At 71.9% G+C, this 24,563-nt stretch carries 21 protein-coding genes; 7 read left to right on the plus strand and 14 right to left on the minus strand.

What is annotated here, in order from left to right:
• The first annotated feature begins 21 nt into the window (after positions 1-21).
• Positions 22-465 (plus strand): ester cyclase, encoded by a 444-nt coding sequence (locus tag ACWFR4_RS16500; protein WP_453462417.1) that lies wholly within the window; start codon positions 22-24, stop codon positions 463-465.
• Positions 466-554: 89 nt separating this feature from the next.
• The gene (locus tag ACWFR4_RS16505) at positions 555-1,961 is read left to right on the plus strand and encodes an MFS transporter (protein WP_453653015.1); all 1,407 of its coding nucleotides are present in this window, start codon (positions 555-557) and stop codon (positions 1,959-1,961) included.
• Here the strand turns inward: ACWFR4_RS16505 and ACWFR4_RS16510 are convergent.
• From ACWFR4_RS16510 to ACWFR4_RS16530, 5 genes are all read right to left on the minus strand, one after another.
• Positions 1,864-2,280: a MaoC/PaaZ C-terminal domain-containing protein gene (locus ACWFR4_RS16510; protein ID WP_453469547.1), complete on the minus strand. Its 417-nt coding sequence runs from the start codon at positions 2,278-2,280 to the stop codon at positions 1,864-1,866. The two genes, ACWFR4_RS16505 and ACWFR4_RS16510, sit on opposite strands and share 98 nt — an antisense overlap.
• A complete protein-coding gene (locus ACWFR4_RS16515; protein ID WP_453469548.1) occupies positions 2,277-2,702 on the minus strand; it encodes an FAS1-like dehydratase domain-containing protein in 426 nt (141 codons plus the stop codon). Before ACWFR4_RS16515 ends, ACWFR4_RS16510 begins: the two co-directional genes overlap by 4 nt.
• Before the next feature lie 87 nt (positions 2,703-2,789).
• Positions 2,790-3,899 (minus strand): beta-ketoacyl synthase N-terminal-like domain-containing protein, encoded by a 1,110-nt coding sequence (locus tag ACWFR4_RS16520; RefSeq protein ID WP_453653017.1) that lies wholly within the window; start codon positions 3,897-3,899, stop codon positions 2,790-2,792.
• On the minus strand, positions 3,896-5,134 hold the full coding sequence (locus ACWFR4_RS16525; protein ID WP_116512910.1) for a beta-ketoacyl-[acyl-carrier-protein] synthase family protein: 1,239 nt from the start codon (positions 5,132-5,134) through the stop codon (positions 3,896-3,898). The genes ACWFR4_RS16520 and ACWFR4_RS16525 overlap by 4 nt, the downstream gene beginning before the upstream one ends.
• The gene (locus ACWFR4_RS16530) at positions 5,127-5,417 is read right to left on the minus strand and encodes an acyl carrier protein (RefSeq protein ID WP_453467977.1); all 291 of its coding nucleotides are present in this window, start codon (positions 5,415-5,417) and stop codon (positions 5,127-5,129) included. The genes ACWFR4_RS16525 and ACWFR4_RS16530 overlap by 8 nt, the downstream gene beginning before the upstream one ends.
• Positions 5,418-5,648: 231 nt before the next feature.
• On the opposite strand from ACWFR4_RS16530, the gene fabD reads away from it, so the two are divergent.
• From fabD to ACWFR4_RS16545, 3 genes are all read left to right on the plus strand, one after another.
• On the plus strand, positions 5,649-6,629 hold the full coding sequence (fabD, locus tag ACWFR4_RS16535; protein WP_453467979.1) for an ACP S-malonyltransferase: 981 nt from the start codon (positions 5,649-5,651) through the stop codon (positions 6,627-6,629).
• Entirely contained in the window at positions 6,626-8,284 is a 1,659-nt protein-coding gene (locus ACWFR4_RS16540) for a phytoene desaturase family protein (protein WP_453653020.1), read from the plus strand. Before fabD ends, ACWFR4_RS16540 begins: the two co-directional genes overlap by 4 nt.
• A gap of 99 nt (positions 8,285-8,383) precedes the next feature.
• A complete protein-coding gene (locus ACWFR4_RS16545; RefSeq protein WP_453653022.1) occupies positions 8,384-8,911 on the plus strand; it encodes a TetR/AcrR family transcriptional regulator in 528 nt (175 codons plus the stop codon).
• Here ACWFR4_RS16545 and ACWFR4_RS16550 read toward each other — a convergent pair.
• Both ACWFR4_RS16550 and ACWFR4_RS16555 read right to left on the minus strand, forming a co-directional pair.
• On the minus strand, positions 8,899-10,839 hold the full coding sequence (locus ACWFR4_RS16550) for an AMP-dependent synthetase/ligase (protein ID WP_453467985.1): 1,941 nt from the start codon (positions 10,837-10,839) through the stop codon (positions 8,899-8,901). The two genes, ACWFR4_RS16545 and ACWFR4_RS16550, sit on opposite strands and share 13 nt — an antisense overlap.
• A gap of 154 nt (positions 10,840-10,993) precedes the next feature.
• Entirely contained in the window at positions 10,994-11,659 is a 666-nt protein-coding gene (locus ACWFR4_RS16555; protein WP_453467987.1) for a TetR/AcrR family transcriptional regulator, read from the minus strand.
• A gap of 146 nt (positions 11,660-11,805) precedes the next feature.
• On the opposite strand from ACWFR4_RS16555, the gene ACWFR4_RS16560 reads away from it, so the two are divergent.
• Complete coding sequence (locus ACWFR4_RS16560) at positions 11,806-12,285, plus strand: SCP2 sterol-binding domain-containing protein (protein ID WP_453467989.1); 480 nt, start codon at positions 11,806-11,808, stop codon at positions 12,283-12,285.
• Between the two features lie 22 nt (positions 12,286-12,307).
• Positions 12,308-13,270 (plus strand): aldo/keto reductase, encoded by a 963-nt coding sequence (locus ACWFR4_RS16565; RefSeq protein WP_453467991.1) that lies wholly within the window; start codon positions 12,308-12,310, stop codon positions 13,268-13,270.
• Between the two features lie 2 nt (positions 13,271-13,272).
• On the opposite strand, the gene ACWFR4_RS16570 is transcribed toward ACWFR4_RS16565, so the two are convergent.
• The 7 genes from ACWFR4_RS16570 to mmsA all read right to left on the minus strand — a co-directional run bounded on the left by ACWFR4_RS16570 (position 13,273) and on the right by mmsA (position 24,558).
• A complete protein-coding gene (locus tag ACWFR4_RS16570; RefSeq protein ID WP_453653024.1) occupies positions 13,273-14,958 on the minus strand; it encodes an ABC transporter ATP-binding protein in 1,686 nt (561 codons plus the stop codon).
• A 166-nt stretch (positions 14,959-15,124) separates the two neighbouring features.
• Complete coding sequence (locus tag ACWFR4_RS16575; protein WP_375982887.1) at positions 15,125-15,265, minus strand: hypothetical protein; 141 nt, start codon at positions 15,263-15,265, stop codon at positions 15,125-15,127.
• A gap of 287 nt (positions 15,266-15,552) precedes the next feature.
• Complete coding sequence (locus ACWFR4_RS16580; protein WP_453468528.1) at positions 15,553-17,172, minus strand: YfbK domain-containing protein; 1,620 nt, start codon at positions 17,170-17,172, stop codon at positions 15,553-15,555.
• 149 nt (positions 17,173-17,321) lie between these two features.
• Positions 17,322-18,185: an ABC transporter permease gene (locus ACWFR4_RS16585; protein ID WP_376256351.1), complete on the minus strand. Its 864-nt coding sequence runs from the start codon at positions 18,183-18,185 to the stop codon at positions 17,322-17,324.
• Positions 18,182-20,965: an alpha/beta fold hydrolase gene (locus ACWFR4_RS16590; RefSeq protein WP_453653026.1), complete on the minus strand. Its 2,784-nt coding sequence runs from the start codon at positions 20,963-20,965 to the stop codon at positions 18,182-18,184. Before ACWFR4_RS16590 ends, ACWFR4_RS16585 begins: the two co-directional genes overlap by 4 nt.
• Before the next feature lie 215 nt (positions 20,966-21,180).
• A complete protein-coding gene (locus tag ACWFR4_RS16595) occupies positions 21,181-22,599 on the minus strand; it encodes an APC family permease (protein WP_453468530.1) in 1,419 nt (472 codons plus the stop codon).
• A 447-nt stretch (positions 22,600-23,046) separates the two neighbouring features.
• Positions 23,047-24,558 carry a CoA-acylating methylmalonate-semialdehyde dehydrogenase gene (mmsA, locus tag ACWFR4_RS16600; RefSeq protein WP_453461570.1) on the minus strand — a complete coding sequence of 504 codons (1,512 nt, stop codon included), beginning with the start codon at positions 24,556-24,558 and terminating at the stop codon, positions 23,047-23,049.
• Positions 24,559-24,563 lie beyond the last annotated feature (5 nt).

A 24,563-nucleotide genomic window follows, 5' to 3' on the forward strand; every position in this document is an offset into this window, starting at 1 on the left:
CCCTGACAGGAAAGGAACTCCATGTCGAACGCCACCGTTCTGGAGATCGCCCAGCAGATGGGCAAGATCTTCAACGACCTCGACGAGAAGGTCGCCGACGAGCTGGTCGCCCCCGGCTTCGTCGACTACGAGGCCCCGCCCGGCACCCCCGGAGGCCCGTCCGGCTACCTCGGGACCGCCCGCTGGATGAACTCCGTGTTCTCCGAGGCGAGCTGGGACCACATCGACTCGTTCGCCGATGGCGACAAGGCCGTCATCCGGGTGCGCTTCACCGGCATCCACACCGGCAACTTCCTCGGCTTCGAGGGCACCGGCAACAAGGTCGACGTCGAGCACATCCACATCTACCGCGTCGGTGACGACGGTCTGGTGCACGAGCACTGGGCCTGCCGTCAGGACCTGTTCCTGCTGGCGCAGATCGGCGCCGTCGAGCTGAAGCTGCCGCCGGCGGGCACGCAGGCGTAACGCCGTTCGTATGTGCGGGCCAGGCCGCCGGACCTCTCGAGGGCCGGCGGCCTCCTCGCGTCCCCAAGCCGTAAGGAAGGAAAGACATCGTGCGAGCAAAGGGGGCGGCGTGGGCGCTGATCGCGACCTCGCTGCCCATGTTCATGGTGGCCGTCGACAACCTCGTCGTGACCAACGCGCTGACCGTCATCTCCCGTGACCTGGGGGTGCGCCAGTCCGGCCTCCAGTGGGTCGTCAACGGATACATCCTGGCGTTCGCGGGGCTGCTGCTCGCGGGCGCCGCTCTCGGCGACCGGATCGGCCGACGGCGCGTCTTCGTGTGGGGCATCGGGCTCTTCACCGTCGCGTCCGCGGCGTGCGCGCTCTCCGACTCGGCGGGCCTGCTCGTCGCCGCCCGGGTCGTGCAGGGGGCGGGGGCCGCGGCCGTCCTGCCGGTCTCGCTGACGCTGGCCGTCGCGGCCGTCGCCCCGGAGCGCAGGCCGCTCGCGGTCGGCGTGTGGGGCGGGGTCAACGGCCTGGGCATCGCGCTCGGCCCGATGGCCGGCGGCCTGGTCACGCAGGGCCTCGACTGGCACTGGATCTTCTGGATCAACGTGCCGGTGGGGGCGGTCGCGCTTCCTCTCGCCCTGTGGGCGATCCGCGAGTCCAAGGGCGCGCCGCGACGCCTCGACGTGCCGGGCATCGCGTTCGTCACGGGTGCGGTGGTGGCGGCCGTGTGGGGCATCGTGCAGGCGGCCGACAGCGGCTGGGCCGCGGTGCGTCCGCTGGCCGGACTCGCCGTGTCCGCCGCGCTGTTCGCCGGTTTCGCCTGGTGGCAGCGGCGCACCCCGACACCTCTCGCGCCGCTGCACCTCTACCGCGTACGACCGTTCATGCTGAGCAACGCGCTGGCCCTGACCATGTACTTCGGGGTGTTCGGCGCGATCTTCTTCCTGGCGCAGTTCATGCAGGGGCCGATGGGGTACTCGCCGTTCGAGGCGGGTCTGCGTACGCTGCCGTGGACCGCGGCGCCGATGGTGATCGTGCCGCTGGCCAGCGCGCTGGTCGGGCGGGTGGGCGGCGGTCCGCTCCAGGCGGCGGGGTGTCTGCTCCAGGCGGTCGCGCTGGTGTGGCTGGCGCTGATCTCGAAGCCCGGTCTGGCGTACGGACAGATGGTCGGTGCCATGGTCCTCGCGGGCGTCGGCATGGGTCTCGTCTTCGCGGCGAACCCGGCGACGGTCATCGGCTCGGTCGCGGAGCACGAGCACAATCTCGCGTCCGGCGTGAACAACACGATCCGCGAGTTCGGCGGCGCCCTCGGCATCGCCGTCCTGACCGCCGTGTACGCGCACGGCGGCCTCCGCAGCGCGGTGCTGACGGGGGCCGCCGTGGTGTTCGCGGGGGCGTTCGCGGGGCTCGCTATCGGTCGTACGCCAGCACCACGCGCGTCCGTGCCAACACCTTCTGCTCCGCGCAGCGCACCGTCAGATCGACCCGAACCGTCCCGTCTTCCCTGACGTCGCCCACGGTGCCGTCGACGGTGAGGTCCACGCCGTCGGCGGTGTCGGGGACGAGGACCGGGCGGGTGAAGCGGGTGCCGTACTCGGTGACGCTGGCCCGCTCGCCCGCCCACCGGGCGACGGCGGTCGCGGCGACGCCCATGCCGAGCATGCCGTGCGCGATGACACCGGGCAGGCCCACGGCGGCTGCGCGGGAGTCGGACCAGTGGATGGGGTTGTGGTCGCCGGACGCGGCGGCGTAGGCCACGAGCCGCTCGCGGGTGTAGCGGAAGGTGCGGGTGGGCAGCCGGTCGCCGGGCTGCGGTGCCTGGCTCATAGGGCTTCCGCCTTACGGGAGACGAGGGTCGAGGTCGTCGTGCACACGGGCGCGCCGCCGTCCGCCTCGCGCAGGTGTCCGCGCAGGGTGACGACGTCGTTCCCGTCGACCGTCTCGGCTGCGACGATCTCGATGGTGACGGTGAGCCGGTCCCCGGCACGTACCGGGCGGACCGACTCGAAGCGCTGGTCGCGGTGGACGGCCCGCGCGAAGTCGAAGCCGAGGTCCGGGTCGTCGAGGACCTGCTTCATGACGTGCAGGGACAGCACGATGGGGAAGGTGGGCGGCGCGACGGCGCCGTCACCGGCCGGCGCCCCGAGGACGGCGGCGAACTCCCTGATCTTCTCGCGGCCCACTTCGTACGGCTCGGTCGGCGGGTAAGTCCGGCCCGCGTAGGCCGGGTTGAGGGTGGCGGCGGGCATACGGGCTCCTTCAGGGGCGGTCAACGGAAAAGGCAGCGGCGCCCGCGGGGAGACTCGCGGGCGCCGCTGCCGGCATCGGGGCAGGCCTCAGCGCGGGCTGCGCACCACCAGGGCCGCGGCGTTGCCGTCCCGGCCCACGGAGGTGACGAGCGCCGTCACCGGCGAGGCCGGCGGCTCGGCCTGCCACAGCGCGAGAAGAGCGGCGAGCTGCAGCGCGCCACTGGCGCTGTACGTCTCGCCGAGCACATCGGCGACCCGTACGGCGCCCGGCAGTTCGCCCCCGAGCGCGGCCCGCACGCCACGCTCCTCGATCCGCTCCAGGCCACGGTGGTGGGCGGCACCCAGGGAGACGGCCGTCACCTCCTCGGGGCGGACCCTGCTGCGGTCGAGGGCGCGCGAGACGGCGTTCGCGAGGCCCTCGGCGTACTGCCGCGGGTCCGGCGTGAACCGCACCTCGCACGCGAGGAGTTCGGCCAGGGCCCCCTCCGCAGGGTCCTGCTGAACGGTGAAGACGGCCGCGCCCTCACCGAGCGCCGCGCCTTCGCGGAGCACTCCGGTGCGGTGCCACGCCCACGCCGCCGGGGCGCTCAGTTCCTCCACACCACCGACGAGGAGCCGCTCGGCGCGGCCGAGGCCGAGCGCGAGGCGTGCGTGCCGGAACGCGAGCAGCGAGGCGGTCTGGCCGCCGGCGACGGTCGCGTTCAGGCCGCGCAGGCCGTTGCGGATGGCGATCTGCCCGGAGGTGCTGTTCATGACGGTGTTCGGGAACTGGCCCGGGTTCACCAGGTACGGCTTCTCCAGGGTCAGCGTGTCGTACAGGAGGGAGCTGTGTGTCGACACGGAGCCGGTGTTGGTGGCGAGCACCACGCCGGTGCGGCCGCCGCTCACCTCCGCCCCTTCGAGTACCTCTTTGCAGGCCACCAGGCCGAAGGAGGTGAGCCGGTCGAGGTACTTGGTGCCCTTGCGGCCCAGGTGTGCCTTGACGTCGAAGCCGTGGACGGCGCGGACGGGGCGCGGCGGGTACGCGTCGGCGTCCTCGCCGATCGGGCCCTTGTCCAACTCACCCCGCTTGAGCAGGAGTTCACCGAGCGGGGCGAGTCCGTACCCGGCCGCGGAGACGACTCCGGCGCCGGTGACGTAGAGCGGTGCGGCGGTCGCGACGGCGGTCGTGCCCGCGGTCGCAGTCGCGGTCGTCACGAGACCCTCCCCAGGATGGTGATGACGTTGTTCCCGCCGAAGGCGAACCCGTGGTTCTGCACGATGTCCAGGCGGGCCTCGCGGCCGACGCCGGGCACGCAGTCCACGCCCTCGCCAAGCGCCGGGTCGGGCTCGGTGACGTTGGCCGTGGGCGGCAGGAAGTCCTGCTCGAACGCCTTGCAGCAGGCGATCGCGCCGAAGCCGGACGCGGCGCCCATGGTGTGGCCGAGCATCGACTTGATGGAGCTGATCGGCGGGATGCGGTCGCCGAACACCTCGCGGGCGGCCGCCACTTCGGTGGAGTCGTTCGTCGGCGTGCCGGTGCCGTGCGCGCAGATGTAGTCGATCTGCGCGGGCTCGACGCCGGCCGCCTCGTGCGCGGCCCTGATGCCCGCGGCGATGCTGGTCGCGTCGGGGTGCACCATGTGGGCGGCGTCGCAGTTGGCCGCGTAGCCGAGGATCTCCGCGTACATCCGGGCGCCGCGCGCCACGGCGTGCTCGTACGTCTCCAGGACGAGGACGGCGCCGCCCTCGCCGGTGACGATGCCGGAGCGGTCGGCGGCGAAGGGCCGCGGCACGTCCTCGGCCATCGCGCCGAGCGCGTAGAACCCGGCGTGGGTGAGGCGGTTGACGGCGTCGGCGCCGCCCGCGAGCATCACCTCGGCCTCGCCGCTGCGCACCAGGTCGTAGGCGTAGCCGAGCGCGTAGTTGGAGGCGGAGCAGGCCGTCGGGATGGTCTGCGTCTCGCCGGTGAGGCGCAGTTCGGCGCTGACCGCGTTGGCGATCCTGGACGCCGGTGTCTGGCCCGCGAGTTCGCCGTCGATCGAGGCGAGACCACCCTCGATCCACTGCTCGGCGAGGGCCTGGACGACCGCGGACTCGCCGCTGGTGGTGCCCATGACGGCGCCGGCGCGGGCCGTGTCGAGTTGCTCCTCGTCGATGCCCGCGTCGGCGACGGCGAGCCGGGCGGCGGCCGCCGCGAGCAGGCCGCTGCGGCCCCAGCGCGGCGGGTCGAGCCGCTTGAGGTGGTCGGCGGGCTCGAAGTCGAGGACCTCGCCGGCCTTGCGGCGCGGGAAGGCGCTCGCGTCGAAGGACTCGATGGGGGCGGTGCCGTTGACGCCCGCCCGGACGGCGGCGGCGAACACGTCGGCGCCGATGCCGACGGGTGACACCGCACCGAGTCCGGTGATGACGACGCGGCGCGACGGGCGCGCCGCACCGGCGGTGTCAGCCATTCGCGCTCTCCCCCGCCCGCTGGTCCGCGGCGTGCTGCACAACGGCGTCGACGAGGAGGCGCAGATTCACCAGATCGCCGAGGGTGTCCTTCGGAATGGCAACTCCCAATTCCTTCTCTATTCGGGAGACCACGGTGATGAGGGAGAGCGAGTCGCTGTCGTAGTCGTCGATGAAATGACCGCTGTCCGTCAGCTCTCCTTCTTCCAGCTCGAGTTCCTCGATGACGATCCGGCCCACCTGCTCGTGGTAGCCGGCCGCCGACGCCACGGTCTGCTGAGTCATGTGTGTTCCTCTCATCGCCTGCTGCCTTGACGAAGGGAACGTAAGCGGGCCGGAGCGGGCCGGACAAGGGGCGCCCAACGAAAGAGACAGCGCATTCCCCGAAAGTGACAGCAAAGGCTTCTCCCCCGCCCCGTGCGATTATTCGGAGACCTTTTATCTGCCCTCTACGGCGGTTCCAAATCCCTCTGGAATCATCGCCGTAGCCGTAATTCCGGGAGACAGAAGAAGGCGATGGACGAGATGACAGGTCCGCGATTGGCTCTGGTGTTTCCGGGGCAGGGCGCGCAGCAGGCGGGAATGGGCCGGCCGTGGGCGTCGAGCCCCGGCTGGTTCCTGGCCGAGCGGGCGAGCGAGGTGTCCGGGCGTGACGTGGTGGAACTGCTGCTCCGCGCCGACGACGCGCATCTGCGGCGCACCGACAACGCGCAGCTCGCCACGTTCGTCCTGGAGATGGTGATCCTGAGCGAGCTGCGGCAGGTCCTGCCCGCCGCGGGTCGCCCCCTGGTGTGCGCGGGCCACAGCCTCGGCGAGTACGCGGCGCTCGTGGCGGCCGGCGTCATCGGCTTCGAGGACGGCGTACGGCTCGTCGCGGCGCGCGGCGAGGCGATGCGCAAGGCGTGTGCGGACGCGCCCGGCACGATGGCCGTGGTCCTGGGCCTGTCCGCCGGTGAACTGGAGAAGGCCGCCGCGTCGGTGCGCGAGGACGGCGGCCGGGTCTGGGTCGCGAACCTCAACTCACCGCAACAGGCGGTTCTTTCAGGCACGGCCGACGCCGTGGAGCGGTGCTCGGCGGTGGCCGTGGAGCTGGGGGCGACGCGTGTCGTGTCGATCCCGGTGGGCGGCGCCTTCCATACGCCGCTGATGGCCCCGGCGGCCGTGTCGTTCGAGCGGACACTGGCGAGGACCGAGTTCCTGCACGGCTTCGCGCCGGTCGTGGCGAACGTCGACGCCCGCCCCTACCGCGGCTCCGACGGCTGGCCCGACCTCCTGGAGCGGCAGCTGACGTCGCCGGTGCGCTGGGCGGACTCGGTGCGCACGATGGCCGACGAGCTGCACTGCGACATGTTCGTCGAGGTCGGTCCCGGCCGTACGCTCACGGGCCTGGCCCGCAAGACCGCGCCGCGCGTCTCCCGGCTCACGGTCGGCGAACCGGGGCAGCTGCCCGCGGTCCCGACCCCGCTCCCGTCGACGCCGACCCGGAGCGTGGCATGAACTCCGCTGACACCTCGCACAGTTGGGACGCGGTCGTCGTCGGCTCCGGCATCGGCGGTCTCGTCTGCGCCGCGTATCTCGCGGTCGCCGGCAAGCGGGTCCTGGTCGCCGAGCAGGGCGGCGTCGCGGGCGGCAACAGCCATGTGTTCCGCAGGCGCCGCGCCTACGAGTTCGACGTCGGCGTGCACTATCTCGGCGACTGCGGACCGGACGGACTGCTGCCCGCGGTCCTGGACGGGCTCGGCCTGCGCGAGCGGCTCACGTACCGCGAGATGAACCCGGACGGCTTCGACCGCATCGTGATCCCCGGCGCCACGCTCGACATGCCGGCGGACTGGGCGACGTACCGCAAGCGGCTCCACGAGGCGTGCCCGGCCGACGCTGCGCGGATCGACAGGTTCCTCGACGTCGTGGCGGGACTCGGCACCGAGCGGCGGGACGCGATCGTCGCGGCCGAGGACCTCCCGATGTCCGAACTCCCGCAGCACGCACCGCAGTCGGTGGCCTGGGGGCGCCGCACCCTGACCGAGCTGTTCGACCACTGCGGCCTGTCGCCACGGGCCCGTACGCTGCTCGCCGCCCAGTCGCCGAACTACGGCATGGCGCCCGACGAGGCGACCGTCGCCCTGCACGCCACGGTCACCGACCACTACATCCGGGGCGCCTACTACCCGCAGGGCGGCGGCCAGATGCTCGCGGCCGGGCTCCTCGAAGTGATCCGCGCGCACGGCGGCGCGCTACGCACGTACAGCAGGGTGACGCGGATCGCCGTCGAGGAGGGCCGCACGCGCGGCGTCGAGTTCGCCGACGGCAGCCGCGCGTCCGCCCCGGTCGTCGTGTCGAACGCCGACTACCGGCGCACCATGCTGGACCTCGTCGGCGCGCAGAACCTGCCACGCCGCCTCGCCGCCAAGACACGCGACGCGCGGATGGCGCTCCCCTGGGCGGCGGTCTACGTGGCCCTCGACCGGGACATCGAACAGCACGCCAACCTGTGGTGGTACCGCGGCGACGACATCGAGCGGTTCTACGCGGGGCTGCGCGCCGGCACCGTGGAGGGCGGGTCGGACTTCCTCTTCGCCTCGTTCGCCTCCGGCAAGGACGACGTCACCCCCCGCATCTGTCCTCCGGGCCACTCCAACTTCCAGCTGATGACCCTGTGCCCGCCCGGCTTCGAGCAGTGGGGCGCGAGTACGGGCCCTGCGGACGGCGAGAAGTACCGGCGCAACCCTGCGTACCAGAAGGAGAAGGCCCGCCTCACGGACGCGGTCCTGGACGCGGCGGAGGAGCTGCTCGGCCCGCTGCGCGGTCACATCACGCACCTGGAGACCGCGACGCCCCTCACCCACGAGCGCTACACGCTCTCCAGCGGCGGTACGCCCTTCGGCATGGCCCACTGGGGCGCGGCCGGGGCACGCCCGGACTCGGCGACCTTCGTCGAGGGCCTCTACATCGCCGGCGCGGACACCCGCTACGGCAACGGCATCACGGGCTCGGCGGTCAGCGGCATCGCCTGCGCGGGCCGGATCCTGGACCGCCGCCTGATGCACGAGGTGCACACCGGATCCGTCCTGTCGGCCCCGTCCCTGCTCCCGGAACGAGGCGAGGGCTGGGACCCGCTGGATGTGTCCAAGGGAGACGACGTCCAGCTCTGAACCGACCTACAAGGAGACCCCCATGTACTCCACCCCGACCATGGCCCGCATCGGCCGCTGCCGAGCAGGCGAGGGCGGGCGGTGCGGGGTGAGCACACGATGCGGCTGAGCGCCGGTGAGCGGCGGGAGGCCGTCGTGCGGGCCGCGCTCGTCGAATTCGCCGGGCGCGGGTACCACGGCACGTCGACGGAGGCGATCGCGCGGCGGGTCGGGGTGTCGCAGCCGTATCTGTTCCGGTTCTTCCCGACCAAGCACGCACTGTTCGAGGCGGCCACCGACCGCTGCTTCCAGCGCCTCGCCCAGACCCTGACCGAGGCGCCCGCGACCCAGGAGGGAATGTCCCGGGCGTACGCGGAGCTGCGCGCCGACCGGGACGTCGCCCTCATGCTGCTCCAGGCCGCCGCCACGGCCGCGTCGCCGGGCCAGGACGCCTTCGCCGCGCGGGTCCGGCGCGGCTGGCTGGACCTGTGGGACCTGGCCGGCGAGCGCACGGGCGCCACGCCCGCCGAACTCGCCACGCTCTTCGCCCACGGCCCGCCGGCCGCAGCACCCCCACACCCGACCCCGATCCCAGCCCCGACCCCGACCCCGATCCCGATTCCGACGACGGGCGGTCAGCCCCGGTAGAGGTCCTCGATCTCCCGCTCGTACGCGGCCGCGACCGCATGCCGCTTGATCTTCAACGAGGGGGTGAGCAGCCCGTTGTCCTCGGTGAACTCGCCTTCCGCCAGGGCGAATTTACGTATGGACTCGGCCCGCGAGACCGCCTCGTTCGCATAGTCGACGGCCTGCTGCACCGCCGCGATCATCCGCGGGTCACGGACGACGTCGGCCAACGGGGTGCCGGCGGGCATCTTCCGTACGGACAGCCAGTGCGCGACCGCCTCCGGCTCCAGCGTGATCAGCGCGGCGACGTAGGAACGGTTGTCGCCCACGACGATGCACTGGCCGACCGGCGGGCGGCTGCGCAGCCGGTCCTCCAGGACGGCCGGCGAGACGTTCTTGCCGCCGGAGGTGACGATGATGTCCTTCTTGCGGCCGGTGATGGTGAGATAGCCGTCCTCGTCGAGGGCCCCCAGGTCACCGGTGGCGAACCAGCCGCCGTCGAGCACCTCCGCCGTCGCCTCGGGGTTGTTCCGGTATCCGCCGAACACGATGCCGCCCTTGATGAGCACCTCCCCGTCGTCGGCGATCCGGACGGCCGTGCCCGGCACCGGGAGGCCGACCGTCCCGGGACGCGGGGCGAGCGGCGGAGTGATCGTGGCGGCGGCGCTGGTCTCCGTCAGGCCGTACCCCTCGTAGACGAGGATCCCGGCGGCGTAGAAGAAGAGGCTGAGGCGCCGGTCGAGGGGGGAGCCGCCGCTGATCGCGTAGCGCAGGCGCCCGCCGAGCTCCTTGCGCACACGGCGGAACACCAGCAGGTCGTAGAGGCCGCGGGCGATCCGGAGACCGAGGGACGGGCCCTTGCCGCGGGGATCCTTGCCACGGCCGAGGAAGCGGGCCATGTGCGCCTCGCCGTAGTTCACCGCGATCCGGTCGGCCCGGTCGAACGACGCACCGCGGCCGAGCTTCTCCGCGGTGGCGCGGCCCGTGTCGTGGATCTTCTCGAAGAGGTACGGCACCCCGACGACGAACGTCGGCCGGAACGACCGCAGTTGGGGCCGCAGCTCGTCGGGCTTGATGCCGGGGCAGTGGCCCAGCTCGATCCGGGCGAGCATGCAGGAGATCTGGATGGTGCGGCCGAGGATGTGAGCCAGGGGAAGGAACAGCAGCGTCGAGGCGACCTGTCCGGTCACCTCCTTGAAGATGGGGTGCAGCAGTTCCACCGTGTTCGCGGCCTCGGCGTGCAGATTGGCGTGGGTGAGGACGCAGCCCTTCGGCTTCCCGGTGGTCCCGGAGGTGTAGCAGACGGTCGCGACGGTGTCGGGGGTGAGGGCGGCGCGCCGCTTGGTCACCTCGTCGTCGTCCACCTCCCGCCCCAGGGTGGCGAGTTCGAGTACGGCGCCCGCGTCCAGTTCCCAGCAGCGCGGCCGCTCGTCCTCGGGCAGCGCGGCGAGCGCGGCCCGCGCGGTGGCCGTGTTCTCGGGCGTCTCGGTGATCAGATGGCGCGCGCCCGAGTCCCGGACGATCCACTCGATCTGTTCGGCCGACGAGGTGGCGTAGACGGGTACGGTCTGCCCGCCGGCCGCCCAGATGGCGAAGTCGAGGACGGTCCACTCGTAGCGCGTACGGGACATGAGGGCGACGCGCCCGCCGGGTTCGAGGCCTCCCGCGATCAGCCCCTTGGCCGCCGCGGTCACCTCACGCGCGAAGGCCACCGCCGTGACGGGACGCCAGTGCTCGCCCTCCTTGCGCCGCAGGACCACGGCGTCGGGCGCCTCGGCGGCGTTCGTGAAGGGGATGTCGGCCGGCGTGTTCCCGCCGGGGTCCGCGGCGAGAGCGGCCGTGCGCACCTCGCGCACGGTTCCGTGCCCGTCCTTGACGGTCTCGACGGTGGCCCGGTCCGTCAAGTCGCTGCGCTGCTGTGCCCGTTGAAGATCCTTGCGTACGCCCATGACGGCTCCAGGTCGCGGCTGACGTGATCCCTGCGTCTTGCTCGTCCCACGCAGACTCACAGACTTACTCGGCCGTCAACTTACTCACGCGTAAGGGAAATTCAATGGGGCCGACGCGACCGAACGGCGCGGGCCGGTGAGGGATCCTGCGCGGTCAGGCGTCACGCGGGGTCCAGACCTCGCCGTCGAGGACGTGCCGCATCCCCACCCACACCATGTTCATCAGCCGCAGCGCGATCCCGTCCGCCGACTGGCCCGGGTGGCGCTCCATCCAGTCGGTGAGCGCGTCCGCGGCGCCGACGAGCGCGTGCGCCACGAAGTCGGCGTCCTCGGCGTCGAGCAGGGCTCCCCGTCCGCTGTCCGCGATGCCGTCCCCGACCAGGCCCGCGACCTCGGCCATGACGGCCCGGCGCGCCTCCGCGACCGCGGCGGCGATGGCGGCGCTGAGCTCGGAGGCCTGACGGTGCAGGACCACCCAGGAGTCACGGTGTCCGGCGACGAACGCGAAGAACGCGGCGAGGCCCGCGTAGAGCCGCTCCTCGGGCTCGCCGCCCGCTCGCGCCGCCCCTTGGAACGCGGCGACGAGCCGGTCCGACTCCCGGCGCAGGCACGCCAGGAACAGCCCTTCCTTGGAGTCGAGGTAGAGATAGACCATCGGCTTGGAAATGCCCGCGAGTTCGGCGATCTCGTCGACGGAAGCGGCGTGGTACCCGCGCTTGGCGAAGACTCGCACGGCGACATCGATCATCTGCTGCTCGCGCTCGCGGCGCGGGACACGGCGCCGTCGGCCGGCGGGGGTGCCCGGTCCGTCACCGCGCACCCCGGAAGGCCTCCCCAGCCCTCCGTAGCCTTCTGCCGGATCGCCCGTTATACCCGTCACGCTTGTCAGCCCATCTGCCCCGGCCGTAACCTTACCCGTTGGTAAGTTTACTGAATGGTAAGCAGTTTCGGTACACGGAGGGTTCCATGAGCGAGGGCGCAAGCACGCGCGACGGGATTGCCGGCCTCGACTTCTCGGCGGTCACGCCCGAGCAGTTCGCGAAGATCGTGAAGGGCCTGTCCGCCAAGGAGATCGACCGGATCGCGCAGGACGGCGAGCTGCGGGCCCGCATCCTCGAAGAGGTCTTCGCGCGCATGGAGCGGCAGTTCAAGCCGGACGCCGCGGGCTCGCTCCAGGCGCTGATCCGCTGGAAGGTCACGAGCGCCGCCCCCCAGGCGGAGGCCGTGTACGAGACGGCGATCGCGGACGGGACCTGCACGGTCACCGAGGGCCGCTCGGACGCCACGCCGCGCGTCACGCTCGCCATGGGCGACGCGGACTTCCTGAAGCTGGTCTCGGGCAATCAGAGCCCGATCACGATGTTCATGATGCGCAAGGTCAAGATCACCGGCGATGTCGCACTCGCCGCGGGCCTCAACCGCTACTTCGACATCCCCAAGCCGTGACGGCGGGGCCTACGCTGCCGGGGTGACCACGACACCGCACGCGCACACCGACCAGGACCGGCTGATCTACGGATGCATGGGGCTGGGCGGGAGTTGGGACTCCGCGCCCTACAAGGCCGCCGACATCGACGCCGCCGAGGCCGCCGTACAGGCGGCCCTCGACAGCGGCATCACCGCGTTCGACCACGCCGACATCTACCGCGACGGCAAGGCCGAGGCCGTGTTCGGCGAGGTGCTCGCCCGGACGCCCGGGCTGCGCGAGCGCATCACCGTACAGACCAAGTGCGGGATCCGCCTCGCCGACGGCGACCGCCCCGGGGTGTACGACCTGCGCGGCGCCCGCATCGTGCGGTGCGTCGAGGAGAGCCTGACCCGGCTGCGGACCGACCACGTCGACGTCCTGCTGCTGCACCGCCCCGACCCACTGGCGGACCCGGCCGAAGTGGCCAAGGCACTCACCTCGCTCCAGGAGCAGGGCCTCGTGAGGAGCTTCGGCGTCTCCAACATGAACGCCCACCAGATCGCCCACCTCCAGTCCCACCTGGACTTCCCACTCGTCGCCAACCAGCTGGAGATGAGCCTGAAGAGCCGGGACTGGGTGGAGGCCGGAGTCCTGGTGAACACGCCCGAGGCCGCCACGAACGGCTTCCCGCTCGGCACCCTGGAACACTGCGCCACCCACGGGATCCGCCTCCAGGCGTGGGGCCCGCTCGCCCAGGGCAGCTACACCGGCCGCGAGGCGACCCCCGCCGAATACGCCACGGCCCAGCTGGTCACGGCCCTGGCCGAGAAGAAGCACACCACCCCGGAGACGATCATCCTGTGGTGGCTCCAGCGTCACCCGGCCCGCATCGCCCCGGTCATCGGCACGGCGAACCCCACCCGCATCCGAGCCTGCCGCGACGCCGCCCGCCGCGACCCCGAACTCACCCACGAGGAGTGGTACGAACTGTGGGTTACGGCTCGGGGAGCGGCGCTCCCCTAGGGCTAGGCGCTGCGCAGTCGCGCATACGCCCCGCCCCGGGCGAGGAGTTCCCTGTGCGTGCCGCACTCCACGAGACGGCCGCGGTCCACGACGAGAATGCGGTCCGCGTCCGGCGCAAGCGCCAGATCATGGGTGATCACGATGGTCGTACGGCCCGCCATCAGCCGGCGCAGCGGCTGCACCACGCGTCGTGTGGCCAGCGCGTCGAGTCCGGCGGTCGGCTCGTCGAGAACGAGGACGGGGGCGCCGCGCAGCATGGCACGGGCGATCGCGATGCGCTGCAGCTGACCGCCGGAGAGGGCGGCGGTGCCCGGGGCGATCCGGGTGTCGTAGCCCTCGGGCAGGCCGGTGATGAACTCGTGGGCGGCCGCCTCCCGTGCGGCCTGCCGGATCTCCCGCTCGCCGGCGCCCGGAAGGCCGCAGGCGATGTTCTCGCGGATGGTGCCGTGCAGGATCAGGGTCTCCTGGGGCAGCAGGGCCACGTTCTCGCGAAGGAACTCCAGCGGTACGTCGGTGAGCGGCACCCCGTCGAGGCGTACGGTCCCCGCCGTCGGGTCGTAGAAGCGCAGCAGCAGCTTGGAGAGGGTCGACTTGCCTGCTCCGCTTTCCCCTGTGATCAGGACGAGTTCGCCGGGCTCGGCGGTCAGTGACACGTCTGTCAGCGATTCCGCGGGAGCGTCCGGGTAGCGGAAGGAGACGCCCTCGAGGCTGATGCGGCCGTGCACGGGCCAGGCCGGCCGGGGTGAGACGGGGTCGGTCACGGCGGGCTCGGCGTCCAGGACCTCCTGGATCCGTTCCGCTCCGGCCGTGGCGGCGGTGAGCGTGAGGCCCAGCTGCCCGAGGTTGCGGATCGGCGGATAGAGGTAACCGATGAAAGCCGCGAAGGCGAGCAGATCGCCGAGCGTCATACGGCCCGCGGCGATCTCCCAGGCGCCGAATCCGATGACGGCCAGCACGCACAGCGTCTCGACGACCTCGACGAACTGCTCGTACAGCTCGCTCGCGCGGGCGCCGCGCACGGAGGCGCGCATCCACGCACGGGCCTCCCGGTCGAGCCGGCGTTCCTCGTCCCGGCGCAGGTTGTAGGCCTGGGTGAGGACGACATTGCCGAGGGACTCCTCGACGACGGAGGTGATGGCGCCGTCGGCGGTGCGCTCGTCACGGGCCGCGGACCTGATGCGGCCGGCGAAGCGGCGGGCGGCGACGAGGAAGAGAGGGGCGAGCAGGAAGGTGACGAGGGCGAGGTCCCAGCGAAGCCAGAGGGCGGCGGCCGCGTAGAAAACGGTGGAGAACAACGCGGAAACGGTGCCGACCACGCCGGACACCACCATCTGTTCGATGGCCTCGACATCACCGGTGAGCCGCTCGACGAGATCGCCCTGCCGGTGCTTCTGGAAGAAGTGCGGGGGCAGTCCCTGCACATGACGGAACACACCGGCGCGCAGCCGCAGGACGAACCGCTCCGCGGTCCATACAGCGAGCGAGTTTCCGGCATACCCGACCGCGGCGCCGATCACGGCGACACCGAGCCACTGCGCGGCGGGCACCCAGAATGCGGAGAGCGATCCCGCGGCCAGCGCGTGGTCGGTGAGATGCGCGAAAATCAGGATCGAGGCTGTCTCGGCAAGCGCGGCGACCACGACGCAGACAATGATCAGGACCAGCCATCTGCGGTCACCACGCGTCAAGGGCCAGAAACGCCGGAACGCCTGACGAGCACCCGTGCTTCTACGCTCCACCAACTCCCCCAACCCCTCCGACGTCTCCGACTTTCTCAACTCTCCCGGCCCTGACCGGGAACACGGCCGAGGCGGGCCCTCGGCACACGCCGGGGGCCCGCCTCGACGGCACGGTTCAGCAGTCCTTGCCGGCCTTGTTGCCGACCGGACGGCGGCGGGGCTGGTGCTTCGGCTTGGGCGCCGGCTGGTGTGCGGCGGCCGGCTTCGCGCCGGGCTTGCGGGTCTTCTTGACGGGGGCGACCTTGTGGAAGCTCATGAGGGTTGTCCCTTTCTCGGTGAAGCTTTTCCGTTTGCCGTAAGCCCTGTTCGGCTTCGACACGGAAAACATTACGCGGGCGCCGGCCCCGGAATGACCAAATTGGATGAGAACTCGATCAGTTACGCCTGAGTCCAATTCTCATCACCCTTCAGGAACTGAACAGCCATTCACACAGAATTTACGCCGACCCATTCGGCGGCCAATGACCCTGTCTCGATATTCACCCAGAACTTACAGGGCGAAATGACAGCTTCTCCCATACGCGCGGAACTCGGACACGCGAATCAGATCTGTAGTTCGTCGGCCCTTCGTATCGCTTCCGCGAGCTGCCGCACGTCCTTGTCCTCCGTCGAGCGGGCCAACTTGTCCGCGTGTGAGGCGAGTTGGGGCAGCGTGGGGGCTCCTGGGAGTGCGCCCTGACGCAGGGCGTCGGCGAAGTAGGCGGCCGTGGCCGCGAGTTGGAGTCCTTGCTTCGAGCGCCATACGTCCGTGTCCAGCGCGGACGCCTCGATCTGGGTCGTCTCCTCGTGCGGGGCTCGCGTGTCGGGGTCCAGCCAGCGCACGCCCGCCGTCGCGACGTGGCCGCTCGCGCCCGGGCGCAGCCGTACCGCGTACAGCGCGGTCACGGTGTGGCCGGGGCCGACCTCGCCGCCGTCCACGCGGTCGTTGCGGTAGTCGTCGTCGGCGACCTGCCGGTCGTCGTAGCCGATGAGCCGGAACCGCTGCACGGTCTGCGGGTCGAAGGCGACCTGCGCCTTGGCCTCACGGGCGCGCAGTTCGATGTTCTGCGGCAGCTCGTCGCAGAAGACTTTCCGGGCCTCCTCGGGGGTGGAGACATACGTCGTGTGGCCGTCGCCCTTGTCGGCGAGGCGCTCCATCAGGGCGTCGCCGTACTCGCTGCCGACTCCTACGCCGAACAGCGTGATGCCGTGCTCGCGGCGGGCGTCGGAGATCCGGTCGAGGATCGCGTCGGCGTCGGTCTCACCGGTGTTGGCGAGCGCGTCGGAGAGGAGGACGACGCGGTTGGTGGCGCCGGGGCGCGCGCCCTCGACCGCGGTGTCATAGCCGGTGCGCACGCCCGCGTCGAGGTTCGTGGAGGACAGCGGCTCCAGGCTGTCGATCGCGTCGTGGACCCGTCCCCGGCCGCCGCCGACGCGGGTCATCGGCAGCACCGTCTCGGCCGTGTCGCTGAAGGTGACGAGTGCGAGTGAGTCGTCGGAGCGCAGTTGGTCCGTCATGACGCCGAGGGACTGCTTGACCAGGTCGAGCCTGCCGGGTTCGGCCATGGAGCCGGAGACGTCGATGACGAAGGTGAGCGCGGCGGGCGGGCGCTGCGAGGCCGGGGCCGCCGGGCCGGTGGCGAGGCCGACCCGGAGGAAGGACCAGCCCTCGTCGCCGGTGCGGGCCCCGTCGGCCGTCACCGAGAAGCCGTTGCCCTCAGGGCGCGGGTAGTCCTGGCGGAAGCTGTTGATGAACTCCTCGGGCCGCACGGTCTTCGGGTCGGGCAGGCGCCCGTCGGCGAGGGTGCGGCGGGCGTAGCCGTACGACGCGGTGTCGACGTCGAGGGCGAACGTGGAGAGGTAGTCCGCGGGCGTCGGGGACGGGGTCGGCGCGATGTCGCGCTGCTCGCCGTCGGCCTCGGTGCCCGGCGCGGGCGTCACCGGTGCGGACGGGCGGGCCGGGGCGGGCGCGGGCAGGGGGCCCGTGCCCTGCGCCTTGCCGCCGTGCGCCGAGGAGCCGTCGCTCCCGCCGCCGCACCCGGTGACGAGGAGCCCGCCCACGAGCGCCGCCGCGAGCAGGCCGACCGCCCGCGCCCGTGTCCGCGCCCGTGGCCGCCTTCGCGCCCGCGCCGATGCCCGCGTACGGTCGCGGTCCCCTGCCCGGTGCTCGCTGTCAGGCCTCATCCGTGCCCCCTCGGTTCGCCGATCGTGCGTCAGCACTTGTGAATGTGACGTCCGAGACGGCCGGAACGAGCAGTCGGAGGCGTTGCGGATGAATCTCGATGCGGCTACGGAGGGGGCCCGCCGAGGCCGGAGGGTGATCCTCCGGAGACCTACGAGACGATGTCCTTGCGCCGGAAACCCCTGAAGGCCAGGGCGAACAGGATGACGGCGTACGTTACCGAGACGGCCGTCCCCTGGATCATGCCGCCCCACTCCGGGCGCGGCTGGATGGCGTCCGCCCACGCGAACTGCCAGTGCGCGGGCAGGAAGTCGCGCCAGTCGCCGAGCGCCGTCACCGCGTCGAGCACATTGCCCACGATGGTGAGCCCGACCGCGCCGCCGACCGCGCCGAGCGGCGCGTCGGTCTTCGTCGACAGCCAGAACGCGAGCCCGGCGGTGACCAGTTGGGACACGAAGATGTACGCGATCACGACGATCAGCCGCTGCGCCGCGGTGCCCGCGGTGAGCGCGCCGCCGGTCGGGATCTCCAGCGGGCCCCAGCCGTACGCGGCCGTACCGACCGCGAGGGCGACGACGGGCAGCAGGACCATCGCGGCGAGGCTGAGGGCGAGCGCGACGGTGAGCTTGCTCCACAGGAGGCGGGCGCGGGGCACCGGCGCCGCGAGGAGGTAGCGCAGGCTGGACCAGCCGGCCTCGGAGGCGACCGTGTCGCCGCAGAACAGGGCCACGGGGATCACGAGCAGGAACCCGGCCGACACGAACAGGCACGTCGCGGCGAAGTTGGCTCCGGACGCGGTGGCGGTGTCCATCAGCGTCACCCGGCCGTTGCGCGCGCCCGGGTCGCCGCCGATGGCGAACGCGACGACCAGGACGAACGGCAGCAGGGCGAGGACGGCGCCCATGACGAGCGTGCGCCGCCGCTTCAGCTGGCGTACGGCCTCGACCCGCAGGGGCAGGGTGCGGCGCGCGCGGTATCCGGGCGCCACCTCGGTGGACTCGACGAGCGCGGTCATCCGGCTTCGCCTCCGATCAGGGTCAGGAACGCGTCTTCGAGGCGGCGGTGCGGGCCGAGCGAGGCGACCGGCACGTCGAGCCGGACCAGCTCGGCCAGGAGCCTGGCGGCGGCCATCTCCCGGTCGGCCGCGGGAGGCATGAGGGCCGCGGACTCCGCCGGGTCCTCGGGTGCCGCCGGGGCGCTCTGCGTGGCGACCGCCGCGGGAAACGCCGGAACCGTCGCCGGGACGCCCGCGTGCGCCGGGGCGGCGAGCCGGACCAGGAGTCCGCCGTCCGCGCGGGCCGCCGACTCCACGTCGGGCAGTGCCTCCACCTTCTCCACCAGCGCGTCGGAGATGTCCGCCGCGAGCCCGACCAGGAGGGTGTCGCCGGAGCCGATGATGTCGGCGACCGGCCCCGCCTGCACCAGGCGGCCGCGGTCCATGACCACCAGGTGCGTGCAGGTCTGCTCGACCTCGGCGAGGAGATGGCTGGAGACGATGACCGTGCGGCCCGCGGCCGCGTACCGGATCATCACCTCGCGCATCTCGCGGATCTGGGGCGGGTCGAGTCCGTTCGTCGGCTCATCGAGGATGAGGAGGTCGGGCAGGCCCAGCATGGCCTGCGCGATGGCGAGCCGCTGGCGCATGCCCTGCGAGTAGGTGCGCACGGCGCGGGCCAGGGCATCGCCGAGTCCGGCGATCTCCAGGGCCTCGTCCAGGTGGGCGTCCTCGGCGGGGCGGCCGGTGGCCGCCCAGTACAGCTCCAGGTTCTCCTGGCCGGACAGGTGCGGCAGGAAGCCCGCGCCCTCGACGAACGCGCCGACCCGCGACAGGACGGGCGCGCCCGGCCTGATGGCGTGCCCGAAGACGCGGATCTCGCCGCCGTCGGGCCTGATGAGGCCCATCAGCATGCGCAGGGTCGTGGTCTTGCCCGCGCCGTTCGGCCCGAGGAGACCGAGGACCTGGCCCTTCTCCACGCGGAAGGACAGGTCACGGACCGCGTACCGGTCGGCGGACTTCGCGTACTTCTTGCTCAGGCCGGTGATCTGGAGCGGAACTTCGGCGAGGTCCGGGTCGGGGGCTCCCGCGCTCGCGCGGCGGCGCCCGGTGAGCAGCAGGGCGAGCGCCGCCAGGACTCCGGCGAGGGGCAGCCACCACACCCAGGCGGGCAGCGGCGCGGCGGCCGTGCGCACGGCGGGTGCGGTGGGCACGGACAGGTCGCTCTTGAGGGAGACGGTGTACGTGGCGGGGTGCGTCGGGGACGCGTAGCCGAGGTCCGTGGAGGACAGGACGAGACGCAGCCGGTGGCCCTTCTGCACTTCGTGGTCGATGGCGGGGAGCGTGAGGGTGACGTCCTTGCCACCGCTGGTTCCGGAGCCCACCACCCGTACGGGCGAGGCGAGTTGGGAGGGCAGGACCGGCTGGGACCCGCCGCCGGGCGCGACGTCGTACACCTTGCCGAACAGGACGGCGTCGTCGCTGTCGGACGCGACGTGCACCGTCACCTTCGGGGACCCCGTGATGTGCAGGTCGTCGCGCAGGGGCGCCGACTCGAAGTGGGCGAACTGCCCGGGGAAGTCGAGGGAGAGACCGACGCCGAGCGAGGAGAGCTGGCCGAGTCCGCCACCGCCGCCGCCGAGCCCCGGCAGGTTCGAGATGGCGGGCGGGCTGGCCCCTGCGGGGTTGTCGACGCGCTGCTCGCGCCCGGTCAGCGCCACGCGCCGCGGGTCGTTCGCGAGGCCCGGGTACGTGTCGCTGCTCGCGCCGCGCAGCTGGGCGGCGCCGTCGGTGGAGTCGATGCCTCCGGTGCGGGTGACGCGGAAGGCGGGGCCGGTGTCGGCCGCCTTGTCGTCCTTCAGATAGCGGTCGAACCAGGAGTCGACGCGGGCTTCGACGCGCCCCGTCTCGCGGTCGCCGCCGTCGTGACCGCCCGCGATCCAGTCGACGTCGACAGGCGCGCCGTTGGCCCGGATCGCCTTGGCGGCCGCGTCGGCCTGGCCGAGCGGGAACAGGGAGTCCGTCTGGCCCTGCATCAGGAGCGTGGGCACCTTGATGCGCTGGCCGACAGCGATCGGCGAGCGCTCCTCGAGAAGTGCGCGGGCCGCGGCGTCCGGCTTCCCGGCCTCGGCGACCCGCTCGTACATGCGGCACAGCTGCGGCTCGAACCGGTCGCAGCCGCCGCCGGTGTTGATGAAGAGCCCGGCCCAGAGCTTCTTGTAGACGCCCTGGGGGAACAGTGCGTCGGCGAGGTTCCAGTACGTGATCTGCGGGGCGATGGCGTCGACCCGGTCGTCGTACCCGGCGGCGAGCAGCGAGACCGCGCCGCCGTACGAGGCGCCGGTGACGCCGACGCGCGGGTCGCCCTTCTTGTCGAGCTGCACCTCGGGTCGCTTCGCCAGCCAGTCGATGAGCCTGGACGCGTCGGCGACCTCGCCCTTCGGGTCGTTGAGCCCGATCTTGCCCGTGGAGTGGCCGAAGCCGCGCGCAGACCAGGTCAACACGGCGTATCCGTCGCGGGCGAGGCCCTCGGCCTGGGCGCGCAGCTCGTCCTTGCTGCCGCCGAAGCCGTGGGCGAGCAGGACGGCGGGGCGGCGCCCGGATCCGGGCGTCGTGAAGTACGACGTGTCGATCCTGGCTCCGCCCGTGTCCATCACCGTGTCGCGGCGCTGCACGGGGGGCGCGTCGTCCGAGGCGGCCGCGGCCGTCCACGTACCGGCGCCCGCGAGCACCACGACGGCCGCGGCGGCAGCCGCCCACCGCCGCGGCCTGGCCCGCGGACCGGTCAGTCGTAGATCCATGCGTCAACGGTACGGGCGACCGCCGACAACGGGGGCAGCCCCCGGGCTGAACCGGCGGACCTCCCTGGGGAGTAGGGTCCCGCCCCCGTGTACACCGCTCGTGGTACGAAGCGTCATGTAGAAATCCGGCATCCGCCGTGCGCGCACCGTCGACGAACCGACCGCCGCCGGGCCCCTGTTCGACGGACCCGCGCCGCCCAGGGCGGGGCTGACGCTCAGGCCTGCTCGTCCTCGGGGATCGACACCAGCCAGCGGGTGTCCTTGCGCGGCCGCAGGTAGAACGCCCAGTAGAGGGTGGCGGCGGCGGTGATGCCGCCGGTCCACAGCAGGTAGGAGACCTCCTGCTGGCTGAGGATGTAGGCGAGTACGGCGATCAGGACCACCGGCACCGCGGGCCACAGCGGCATGCGCCAGGCCGGCTGGTCGCGGTGGGAGCCGCGGCGGGCGAGCAGCGCGGCCACGGCGACCAGGAGGTACATGCCGGTGACGGAGACGCCGGTCACGCCGTACAGGGTGTCGAGGTTGACGAAGCAGAGGGCCGCGCCGGGCACGCCCACGACGAGGGTCGCGACCCACGGGGAGCCGAAGCGGCCGAGCTTGGAGAGCGCGTTGTTGACCGGCTCGGGCCAGGACTTGTCGCGGGCGGAGGCGAACAGGACGCGGGAGTTCTGGATGACCATGACGATGCCCGCGTTGATGATCGCGAGGGCGACGCAGAGGCTGACGAACGTACCCACGGCGGAGTTGGACCAGGCCTCGACCATGCCGCTGATGTCGCCGCTGCTGAGGGCGGCGAGGTCGGGTGCGCCCATGGTGATGGCGACGACAGGCACCAGGATGACCACGGTGGAGATGGCGAGGGTCGCGAGTACCGTGCGGGCCACGTTGCGGCGCGGGTTCTCCAGCTCCTCGGAGAGGTAGACCGCGGTCGAGAAGCCCTGCGTGATGAAGAGGGCGATGGCGAGCCCGGAGATGATCAGCATCGCGGTGACGGTGTCGGTGTGGCCGCCCGCCCCGGAGACGTGCAGGTCGACGAGGGAGCCGGCGCCGCGCTCGGAGTGGGCGAAGCCGAGGACGGCGACGACTCCGGCCGCGATGACCTCGAGGACGAGGAAGATGCCGGTGATCCAGGCGTTGGCGCGCAGGTCGAGCAGGCCCGCGAGGGTGGCGAGGAGCATGACGCCCGCGCCGGCGCCGGCGGCGGGCAGGTGCACGAGCGGGGCGAGGTAGTCCGCGGTGCCCATCGCGATGACGGGCGGCACGATCATGACGACGAGCAGCGAGAGCACGAAGACGAGCCAGCCGGCGAGGCGGCCCGCGAGCGTCGACACCATGGCGTACTCGCCGCCCGCGCTGGGGATGAGGGTGCCCAGTTCCGAGTAGCAGAACGCGACGGCTATGCAGAGCAGCGAGCCGATCGCGATGGTGAGCGCGGTGGCGGTGCCGAGCGAGGAGAACAGGTCGGGGACGACCACGAAGAGCGTGGAGGCTGGTGTCACGCACGAGAGCGTGAGCAGGGTGCCGCCGACGACGCCGATGGAACGCTTGAGCTTCTGGGGACTGGCCGTGTTGCCGAGGGGCGCGAGGGGCTCCTCGGTGACGGTCGTGGGGCTTGTGCGAAGCGTGTCGGACATGGGGGAGCGGTTCCGATCGACTCGTGCGGCAGATGTTGCTGATACTCGGGCCGGGAGCGCTATCGCCTCCGAAGGGCTGTCGCGATGGGGGGTTGTTCGTCCACTCCCGGCGCGTCATTGCACCGTGCGAAATCCGGAACGTCAACGGCCGTTTAGCTGCGGATTCCGCACTGGACGCTTGATCCAACTGCGGTCACTTCCAAGCCGGTTCGCCGCAGTAAGTGCATTCCATCAGGCCTACCGGATTAATGACCTTGCTTTCCCAGGTGAATAGACCGTGCCGTCTGGGACATCCGATACATCCCCTACGTACGGGAACCGCAGCCCTCGCTCCGAAGTCCGTCTGAATTCGTCCGCACTCCGGACACTCCCCCGGCGCCCCGGGCACACACAGAGGTGCCCCGGCCGCGCTGTGCGGCGGCCGGGGCACCTGGTGCTGCCGGGACCTCAGTGGTTGCGCGGGAAGCCCAGGTCCACGCCCGCGGGGGCGTCGGACGGGTCGGGCCAGCGCGTCGTGACGACCTTGCCGCGGGTGTAGAAGTGCGTGCCGTCGTTGCCGTAGATGTGGTGGTCGCCGAAGAGCGAGTCCTTCCAGCCACCGAAGGAGTGGTAGCCCACCGGCACCGGGATCGGCACGTTGACGCCGACCATGCCCGCCTCGATCTCCAGCTGGAAGCGGCGGGCGGCGCCGCCGTCCCGGGTGAAGATCGCGGTGCCGTTGCCGAACGGCGAGGCGTTCATGAGCGCCACGCCCTCCTCGTACGTGTCGACGCGCAGTACGCAGAGCACCGGGCCGAAGATCTCGTCCTGGTAGGCCTTGGCGGTCGTGGGGACGCGGTCGAGCAGGGAGAGGCCGATCCAGTGGCCGTTCTCGTGGCCCTCGACCGTGTAGCCGGTGCCGTCGAGGACGACCTCGCAGCCCTCGGCCGCGGCGCCGGTGACGTAGGACGCCACCTTGTCGCGGTGCGCGGCGGTGATGAGCGGGCCCATCTCCGAGGTCGGGTCGTTGCCGGGGCCGATCTTGATCTTCTCGGCGCGGTCCTTGATCTTCGCGACGAGCTCGTCGGCGACGGAGCTCACGGCCACGACGGCCGAGATGGCCATGCAGCGCTCGCCCGCGGAGCCGTACGCGGCGGAGACCGCGGCGTCGGCGGCGGCGTCCAGGTCGGCGTCGGGCAGAACCAGCATGTGGTTCTTCGCGCCGCCGAGCGCCTGCACGCGCTTGCCGTTGGCGGAGGCCGTGGTGTGGATGTGGCGGGCGATCGGGGTCGAGCCCACGAAGGAGACGGCCGCGACGTCCGGGTGCTCCAGGAGGCGGTCCACGGCGACCTTGTCGCCGTGCAGGACGTTGAAGACGCCGTCGGGCAGACCGGCCTCGGAGAGCAGCTCGGCGATCTTCATGGACGCCGACGGGTCCTTCTCCGACGGCTTCAGCACGAAGGTGTTGCCGCACGCGATGGCGAGCGGGAACATCCACATCGGGACCATGGCCGGGAAGTTGAACGGCGTGATGCCTGCGACGACGCCGAGCGGCTGGCGGATCGACGACACGTCGACGCGCGAGGCGACCTCGGTGGACAGCTCGCCCTTCAGCTGCACGGTGATGCCGCAGGCCAGCTCCACGATCTCCAGGCCGCGGGCGACCTCGCCGAGCGCGTCCGAGTGGACCTTGCCGTGCTCGGCGGTGATCAGCTCGGCGATCGCGTCGCGGTTGGCGTCGAGCAGCGCGCGGAACTTGAAGAGGATCGCGGTGCGCTTGGCGAGGGACGAGGTGCCCCACGTCGCGTACGCGGCCTTGGCCGAGGCGACCGCGGCGTCGACCTCGTCGACGTCGGCGAAGGCGACCTGCGTCGTGACAGCGCCGGTCGCGGGGTCGGTGACCGGGCCGAAATTGCCCGAGACACCCTCGACGGTCTTCCCGCCGATCCAGTGGTTGACGGTCTTGACGTCGGTCGTCATGAGGG

It is taken from the genome of Streptomyces sp. NPDC055140, assembly GCF_053607285.1.

Coding starts and splice junctions, on each gene's coding strand:
- ACWFR4_RS16500 (WP_453462417.1), top strand. CDS start 22: ATGTCGAACGCCACCGTTCTGGAGATCGCCCAGCAGATGGGCAAGATC.
- ACWFR4_RS16510 (WP_453469547.1), bottom strand. CDS start 2,280: ATGAGCCAGGCACCGCAGCCCGGCGACCGGCTGCCCACCCGCACCTTC.
- ACWFR4_RS16515 (WP_453469548.1), bottom strand. CDS start 2,702: ATGCCCGCCGCCACCCTCAACCCGGCCTACGCGGGCCGGACTTACCCG.
- ACWFR4_RS16525 (WP_116512910.1), bottom strand. CDS start 5,134: ATGGCTGACACCGCCGGTGCGGCGCGCCCGTCGCGCCGCGTCGTCATC.
- ACWFR4_RS16530 (WP_453467977.1), bottom strand. CDS start 5,417: ATGACTCAGCAGACCGTGGCGTCGGCGGCCGGCTACCACGAGCAGGTG.
- fabD (WP_453467979.1), top strand. CDS start 5,649: ATGGACGAGATGACAGGTCCGCGATTGGCTCTGGTGTTTCCGGGGCAG.
- ACWFR4_RS16540 (WP_453653020.1), top strand. CDS start 6,626: ATGAACTCCGCTGACACCTCGCACAGTTGGGACGCGGTCGTCGTCGGC.
- ACWFR4_RS16545 (WP_453653022.1), top strand. CDS start 8,384: ATGCGGCTGAGCGCCGGTGAGCGGCGGGAGGCCGTCGTGCGGGCCGCG.
- ACWFR4_RS16550 (WP_453467985.1), bottom strand. CDS start 10,839: ATGGGCGTACGCAAGGATCTTCAACGGGCACAGCAGCGCAGCGACTTG.
- ACWFR4_RS16560 (WP_453467989.1), top strand. CDS start 11,806: ATGAGCGAGGGCGCAAGCACGCGCGACGGGATTGCCGGCCTCGACTTC.
- ACWFR4_RS16575 (WP_375982887.1), bottom strand. CDS start 15,265: ATGAGCTTCCACAAGGTCGCCCCCGTCAAGAAGACCCGCAAGCCCGGC.
- ACWFR4_RS16580 (WP_453468528.1), bottom strand. CDS start 17,172: ATGAGGCCTGACAGCGAGCACCGGGCAGGGGACCGCGACCGTACGCGG.
- ACWFR4_RS16585 (WP_376256351.1), bottom strand. CDS start 18,185: ATGACCGCGCTCGTCGAGTCCACCGAGGTGGCGCCCGGATACCGCGCG.
- ACWFR4_RS16590 (WP_453653026.1), bottom strand. CDS start 20,965: ATGGATCTACGACTGACCGGTCCGCGGGCCAGGCCGCGGCGGTGGGCG.
- ACWFR4_RS16595 (WP_453468530.1), bottom strand. CDS start 22,599: ATGTCCGACACGCTTCGCACAAGCCCCACGACCGTCACCGAGGAGCCC.
- mmsA (WP_453461570.1), bottom strand. CDS start 24,558: ATGACGACCGACGTCAAGACCGTCAACCACTGGATCGGCGGGAAGACC.